At 56.9% G+C, this 6,882-nt stretch carries 6 protein-coding genes; 3 read left to right on the forward strand and 3 right to left on the reverse strand.

Annotation, left to right across the window (positions count from 1 at the left end; genetic code table 11):
• The 3 genes from OCW50_RS32530 to wecB all read right to left on the reverse strand — a co-directional run.
• Positions 1 to 202, reverse strand: a 202-nt coding sequence (locus tag OCW50_RS32530) for a hypothetical protein (RefSeq protein WP_262300355.1), incomplete at its 3' end; no start/stop codon positions are given.
• A 396-nt stretch (positions 203 to 598) separates the two neighbouring features.
• Complete coding sequence (locus OCW50_RS32535; RefSeq protein ID WP_262300356.1) at positions 599 to 1,864, reverse strand: glycosyltransferase family 4 protein; 1,266 nt, start codon at positions 1,862 to 1,864, stop codon at positions 599 to 601.
• A gap of 39 nt (positions 1,865 to 1,903) precedes the next feature.
• Complete coding sequence (wecB, locus tag OCW50_RS32540; RefSeq protein WP_262300357.1) at positions 1,904 to 3,013, reverse strand: non-hydrolyzing UDP-N-acetylglucosamine 2-epimerase; 1,110 nt, start codon at positions 3,011 to 3,013, stop codon at positions 1,904 to 1,906.
• Between the two features lie 145 nt (positions 3,014 to 3,158).
• Between wecB and OCW50_RS32545 the strand changes: the two genes are divergently transcribed.
• The 3 genes from OCW50_RS32545 to OCW50_RS32555 form a co-directional block, all read left to right on the forward strand.
• Positions 3,159 to 4,310 carry a glycosyltransferase family 4 protein gene (locus OCW50_RS32545; RefSeq protein WP_373371545.1) on the forward strand — a complete coding sequence of 384 codons (1,152 nt, stop codon included), beginning with the start codon at positions 3,159 to 3,161 and terminating at the stop codon, positions 4,308 to 4,310.
• Between the two features lie 211 nt (positions 4,311 to 4,521).
• Positions 4,522 to 5,724, forward strand: a complete 1,203-nt coding sequence (locus OCW50_RS32550) for an acyltransferase family protein (RefSeq protein WP_262300358.1) — start codon at positions 4,522 to 4,524, stop codon at positions 5,722 to 5,724.
• 332 nt (positions 5,725 to 6,056) lie between these two features.
• Positions 6,057 to 6,882: calcium-binding protein (locus tag OCW50_RS32555; RefSeq protein ID WP_506323707.1), on the forward strand; the 826-nt coding region annotated here is incomplete at its 3' end.

Below are 6,882 nucleotides of genomic sequence, written 5' to 3' on the forward strand. Positions count from 1 at the left end.
CGCTGTCGCTGTAGGTCGTTGAGATGCTCACGAAGTCGATGTCGGCCCCTGACGAGCCACCGCTTCCTCCGGAGCGTATCCCATCATCGATAAACGCGATCGACTGGATAGTGCTGAGCGGCACCTGACTCAGATCAATGCGATAGATGCCTCGCCCCGCATGAAATCCTATGAACTCTGCGCTAACGCCAACAGTGGTCATCAACCATCCTCCCTGATCTTGTACTTGATACAACTGAAACGGATCAGGAAAGTTACGCTAGCTATCATGAGGTAATTAGGTTTTGACATAATTTTTGGCACGAGTGACTTCGCACCCTCGTTTCATCACGCGGTATGGGCTGGATTTGCACTGTGGCGGCTTGTGAAGCGCGGGATGCGCCGAAACGCGGCTAGGCTGCCTCGAGGACCCCGACAAATTGTGCAGGTGACACAAGTTGGAGTCTGTCGCCACCTTGGCATTCGGTTACGGCATGATCACTATACCGCAATTCTGCATATGCGGGCCGATCTATGCCTCGGAGAGGATATGGGTTGGAAGAAGAAGTCTATCTTCGCATGCTGCATCACATCAGGGACGCGCACCGCATCCCTAGCCTCACTCCTGTGGTAGAGGACGTGAGCCTAAGGTTCGAAGGTATCCCGTGGCGATGCGCTTGAGCAGTTCGAGATAAGTCTGGCTTAGAACGTCGCGATTGAACTGCCTCTGAACACATTTCAATCCATTCTCTCCGAGCCGAGTTCTCAGGTCCGCGTCGCTGGCCAGTTTCTCGACCGCGGCGCTTAGCTCCTCGGCACTTTCCGGAGTGACAACGAGACCTGACCCGGCCGTTCTGATGATCTCGGCAGATTCTCCTTCGACGCCCAAGACGACTGGTTTCGATGCCCCCATCGCTTCAAAGATCTTCGAGGGTATTACTGAACGAAAGAGCTCGCTCTTAGACAATACAACGAGAGAAATGTCGGTCGCGGCAAGAACATCGGGCATGTCGCTGCGCGGAAGCTCACCCAGAAACATGACGTTCGATAGCCCGATCCGATCTCGCAGGGCGACGAGTTTCTTACGTTCCGCGCCGTCTCCGACCAGAACGAATGCGATCTCCGGACGGTGCTGAAGTTCGGCTGCGGCCGTCAGCACTGTTTCCAGTTTATGTGCCATGCCATGAGTGCCGATGTAGGAAGCGATGACTTTCCCGGTTAATCCGTATCGCCTCCTGAATTTCTCCCCATCACCTGCCGAGAATTTGCTCAGGTCCACCCCATTCTTGATGACATAGACCCGTTCCGGCTTCGCTCCATTCGCAACGATATGTTTCACGAAGGTATCCGTAACAGAAACGACCGCAGCAGCTCTCCTGTAAGCCCATCGCTCAACATATTCGAAGGGAGCGATGATCGCTCGGTTCTTGATAGCCCCGACCGCCACGATGCTTTCCGGCCAAAGGTCCCTTATTTCTAGAACCCAGGGGCGCCTCTTGATCCAGGCGAGCAAACCCCCGGCTATTCCACAGAAGAGGTTCGGCGAGGTCGACATGATGACATCGGCCCGCGGAAGCCAGGGGCTCGCGACCAGAACCGATAGAAGGAGCGACAGATAGTTCAGCGTCCGTAGAAACAGGCCCTCATTCGCAGATACAAGGGTCCACAAACGGATAACGTTCACACCGTCGATCACTTCCCGCTGGAACAGGCGGTTTCGATAGCCCGGAAATACTTTGCCCTTCGGGTAGTTCGGCACACAGGTAACGATTGTAACCTCCGCGCCCGATGCGGCCCAGGCTCGAGCATTCTCCGACATTCTGACAGCGAGCGCACCAGTCTCCGGGGGATAATAGTGGCTAACGCAGAGTACGTGCACGTTCATGATCCTTCTATGGTGGGAGCGCACTTCTCGGCGCCTCGATCACGCGGCGAGATAGGCCCTGACATGTTCGCAGATGCGTTCTGCGGCTCTGCCGTCGCCATAAGGCGAGATCCCTAACGACATCGACCCGTAGAACTCGGGATCGTCCAGCAGGCGTGAAACTTCTGCGACGATTCGGTTGCGATCAGAGCCGACAAGGCGAGCGACTCCGAGTTCTACGGCTTCCGGCCGTTCCGTTTCGCTCCGCATGACCAGAACGGGCTTTCCAAGCGCAGGCGCTTCTTCCTGCAAACCGCCACTGTCGGTCAGGACGAAGGTGGCTCTCCTGAGCACGCTCACGAGCGTCGGATAATCCAGGGGAGGGCACATGTGGATGCCTACCTCGCGGCTGAGCATGTCCCTTGCAAGCTGTCCGACGCCTGGATTGGGATGAACGGGATAGATGAACTCCAGATCTGGATACCGTCGGCGAAGGTCCAGGATAGCCTGGAACATCTGACGCATCGGCTCTCCCATGTTCTCCCGGCGATGGGCAGTCACCAGTGCGACCTTCGAACCCTCCCCAACCGAGAATGGCAAGGGCGGGGCGCGGTCCTTCATCCAATGCAGCGCATCGATGCATGTATTGCCGGTCACGAACACGCTGGCATCCGAGATGCCTGCCCGATGCAGGTTAGCCTGTGCGCCGCGGGTCGGCGCGAAGTGCAGGGTGCTGAGAAGCCCGGCAACGCGCCGATTGAACTCTTCCGGAAATGGGAGGTGGATATCGGCCGTTCTTAGGCCTGCTTCGACGTGTCCGAAGGGGATGTTCTGATAGAAACAGACCATCGCCGCAACCAGGACCGACGTGGTGTCACCTTGGGCCAGCAGCATGTCGGGAGCCAGATCCGAGAGGCATGGTTCCAGTCGTTCGAAGAGCCGTGCCGTGAGCCTCGGCAGAGATTGACCCTCGACCATGACCTCTAGGTTTCGATGGACGTTCACGCCGAAGACGGAGAGAGACTGATCGAGCAGTTCGCGATGCTGGCCAGTGGCTACGACGGTCGTTTCCGCCCAAGGCGCTTCCCGCAGCTTCAGGATGACTGGTGCCATTTTAATGGCTTCGGGCCGGGTTCCGATGACGCAGACAATTCGCTTCTTGGAATTCAATGCACCCGCCTCCCGGCCCCTTCGAAACATCTCGCAAGGTTTCTCTAAAGGTATCAGGCCCCGTTTCGTGGCGGGGAAGCGAATGAGGATACGCGTGCAGGGCATCGTAGTCGATTAATCAGTAACCCTTCAGAGCAAGAGACAGATGGGGGGCACGGTTTCACTATGTCGAGGAGATCCGAACCAGGTTTGCCGCGTGACGCCAGACAGATCCGCCACAATCGCGCTCTCATCCGAAACGGCCAAGAGGGAGGCGCGCGAAGGCGTGCTTCTGATTGGCAATTTCCTGTCCGCGACGGGCGGCAAGCGGTCAGTGTGTGAAGACCTGGCGCATGAGCTACGAATGGAGGGTTGGCAGACGACCTGCGCGTCGGACCGCACCCAAGCTCTTCCGAAACTGCGACATATACTGGAAACGATATGGTCGCAGAGACATGCCTACAGTGTAGCGCAGGTCGATGTCTTCAGCGGCCGGGCCTTCATCTGGGCAATGGCTGCATGCCTTCTCCTCCAAGTGCTTTCGCGGCCGTATGTACTCACATTGCATGGAGGTAACCTTCCAAAGTTCGCACTCAGATGGCGTCGTTCCCTGCGATGGCTGATGACACGCGCATCTGCCGTGACGGCCCCATCGAATTACCTGGTCCGCGCGTTTCTCCCCCTGCGGCCCGATCTGCAGCTTCTCCCGAATGGGATGTCGTTGAACGGGTATCCGTTCCGCCTGCGCCCGCACGTCTCAGCCCGCCTGATCTGGGTGCGTAGCTTCCATGAAATGTACAATCCCATTATGGCCGTGGAGGTGGTTGCTGCGCTGGTCGAGCTCCATCCCGATGTGCATCTCACGATGATTGGGCCTGATCGAGGTGACGGTAGTCTGGAAAGGACGCGTCGGCGCATCGAAGAGCTTGATCTCGCCCACGCCATCACGATCGTTCCAGGTGTGCAGAAATCCGAGCTTCCGCCAATGCTCGATCGGGCTGATATCTTCATCAACACAACCAATATCGATAATGCCCCAGTGACGGTTTATGAAGCTTTGGCTTGTGGATTGTGCGTCGTCAGCACGAATGTCGGTGGGATCCCCGATATGCTCACAGACGGTACGAATGCGCTTCTGATCCCTCGAGGTGACGTGGCCGCAATGGCCGACACCATCGACGACCTGCTGGCCGACAGGCTTGACTGCGCCCGGCTGTCGGGCGAGGCGCGTAGGACGGCGTGTCAGTCCGACTGGACCGTAGTGTTACCCCGGTGGATATCCATATTGAAATCTGCCCGGGATGTGTACGCCTCCTGATCGATGGACAGGCCCATAAATACTGCCGATGATACTGACCTGTTCGGGCTATACGCGGCGCGTGCTCCAGGTGTGGTGGCAGTCAGCCCGGATAAGCGGATAGGTAGCAGGCATCGGTGCTCGGACGAGCGCGACTTCGTATCATGCGGGCCGCGTAACGCGTCGGTGAGGATCCTGCGCCAGACAAGTCATTCAGAATGGAGTTTAGTCAATGCATAGCGGCGATAAGCTTCTTTCTGCGCAAATCGACTTGATGCGATTTTCTGTCGTCGTCGGGCTCGTTTTTCTACATTACGGGCCATTTCCAGGGACGACCTATGATCCATTCGATGGATTCCGCTTCGAACAAGGCGGATTATCACTTTTCGTGAACTCGTACTTCGTCTTCTTTTTCTATAGTGCCGTCCCACTGCTCAGCGCGATATCAGGCTATTTGTTCTTCAAAGAATCAGACTATTCGTTGGGGTTCTATAAAAAGCGTTATAGGAGCCGTGTTCGATCCATATTCCTCCCTATGGTTTCCTGGAATGCCATTGCGCTTCTGCTTTCGGCCGTTGTCGCGCTTACCCTGCCTTTATCGGGAAGGATCATCGCATACGATGTGTTCAATCTGACTTTCATGGACCTCGTGAATGCTCTCGTCGGCGTGACGCAGCGCCCGGCCGACTTCCAGTTCTGGTTTCTCCACGATCTCTTGCTGACCGTTTTGATCTCACCGGTGCTGGCGTTCTGCATCCGACGCGCGCCCATGGTCAGCCTTGGGTGCCTAGCCGTGATTTGGCTGGTGAACCTTCCTCTGATTATCTTCTTTAGGCCCGATGTCCTCTTCTTCTTTAGCGTCGGTGCCGCAGCCCGAATCCATCATTGGCCTATTGCAAACATCGCGTCGCGGCGCACAGCGATCGTTCTGTTGATCACATACGCCGTGTTGGTCGCCCTGAGAGCGCTGGCTCCGACAATCATATCCGACGAGATGCCCATGGCTCGGGTCATCACGGGAATGGGCAGTCGAATTCTACGCCTCTATGGCGTGGTGGCACTCTGGAGCTTGGCGCCGTTCCTGGTCCAGACCACGCTAGGCATGCGCATCGCCAAACTCGGAGTGATCGCTTTCTTTCTTCACGCAATTCACTGGCCGCTCAACCAACTCGTGAAGGCGGGATTCGACAGCCTGCTTCCAACCCGCAGCGACGCCCTGCTGTTGGTGAACTACTTTGCGACAACGTGCTTGACCGTCCTCCTGGCAATCGCTGTTGCGAGATTTCTGAACTCGTACGTTCCCTGGCTCTTCGATCATCTGAGTGGCGGTCGATCGAATGCTTTGAACTCAAGCTTTTCGAGAGCGTCCACGAGCGTCGGAGTGTCGCAACCCGATGCGGAGCCCACCCAAGAGCTGCTGACGAAACCACAGTAGGCTGGGTTCTGGCGGGAGGTCTAGGCTTTCCAGGTTCCAAGAGGTTGTCCACTGATGGGCCTGGCCGGGGGCAGCCAAGCCACCAATCCATCGTGAGCTTCCCGATCCGCACGGCGCGATATGGGTCCAATTCGAGCGCAGTTCGCGGCCACTCACCTGTCACGCAGCTCACTCATGGGGACTGACCAGAAGTCGTTAGCATAGCGATGACGACTATTTTGCAGCACTCAACTTTATCAATCTACACAAATATGAGTACATATTCATCACAATAGCCAAAACTCGGGCGGGGTAAGTATAGTTAAAGATATACCGCTTCGAGGAAGACGCTCATGACAAATGTTGTGGTACAGGCCGAGTTTCTTGGATTTCATGCGGGTAAAGGCATCTACCGGATTGACCTCAGCCAGACATCACTGACGGTTCTGAAAACAATCACCTTTATCGATGATGGTGTACGAACGGGAGGAACCGGCGGAGCGTCGGGCGCTGATATCGATTTCGTATCGATCTCAGACATCTATTGCACATCAGTCGCGCTGGATCCGTCGATCACGCAGTCAGGCGCCTTGGCGGCGGAAGTCCTCTACCGCCCAGGCTACCTGGCCCAGTGGATCGAGGAGGACAGGCCTTTGTGGAACACGACTCATCTGTTCGGCACAAGCTCCGGCAACGTCTATGATGCGGCGAAAGCAACTTTGGGTGTATCAGACGGCAACAATGACGCTAGTACCGGGGCTCTGTCCCTCGGCGAGGCGGGACAACTGAGCTTGGTGCTCAACGCGCCCGTGTCCACGGGTGCCGATGGATCTGCCAAACACTACCTTTATTTCGGCGAGTACGGCAGCCAGATGCGCGACATGGACGGGGTCCGGATTATTATGTCGGATGAAAGGTCGGATAGCACTTCAGTGGCACGGCATTCGGCAGGCCTGACCTTGGTCGGTGACGAGCGGAGTGAGGAGATTGCGCTGGGCCGGGGGATCAACACGCATGTGGGCGCAGGCGATGACGTCATCAGCGGACTGGCTGGAAGCGACAAGATTTTCGCGTGGAAGGGGAATGATCACCTCTATGGAGGGGCGGATGACGACTGGCTCTATGGAGAGGCCGGCAAGGACCGCCTCTACGGCGAGGACGGCCACGACCGTCTCTCCG

Source organism: Microvirga sesbaniae (assembly GCF_025460805.1).
Classification (GTDB): Bacteria; Pseudomonadota; Alphaproteobacteria; order Rhizobiales; family Beijerinckiaceae; genus Microvirga; species Microvirga sesbaniae.

Bases quoted from the DNA above. Each gene is read 5' to 3' on its own strand.
- OCW50_RS32545 (WP_373371545.1), top strand. From the start codon at position 3,159: ATGGGGGGCACGGTTTCACTATGTCGAGGAGATCCGAACCAGGTTTGC.
- OCW50_RS32550 (WP_262300358.1), top strand. From the start codon at position 4,522: ATGCATAGCGGCGATAAGCTTCTTTCTGCGCAAATCGACTTGATGCGA.
- OCW50_RS32535 (WP_262300356.1), bottom strand. From the start codon at position 1,864: ATGAACGTGCACGTACTCTGCGTTAGCCACTATTATCCCCCGGAGACT.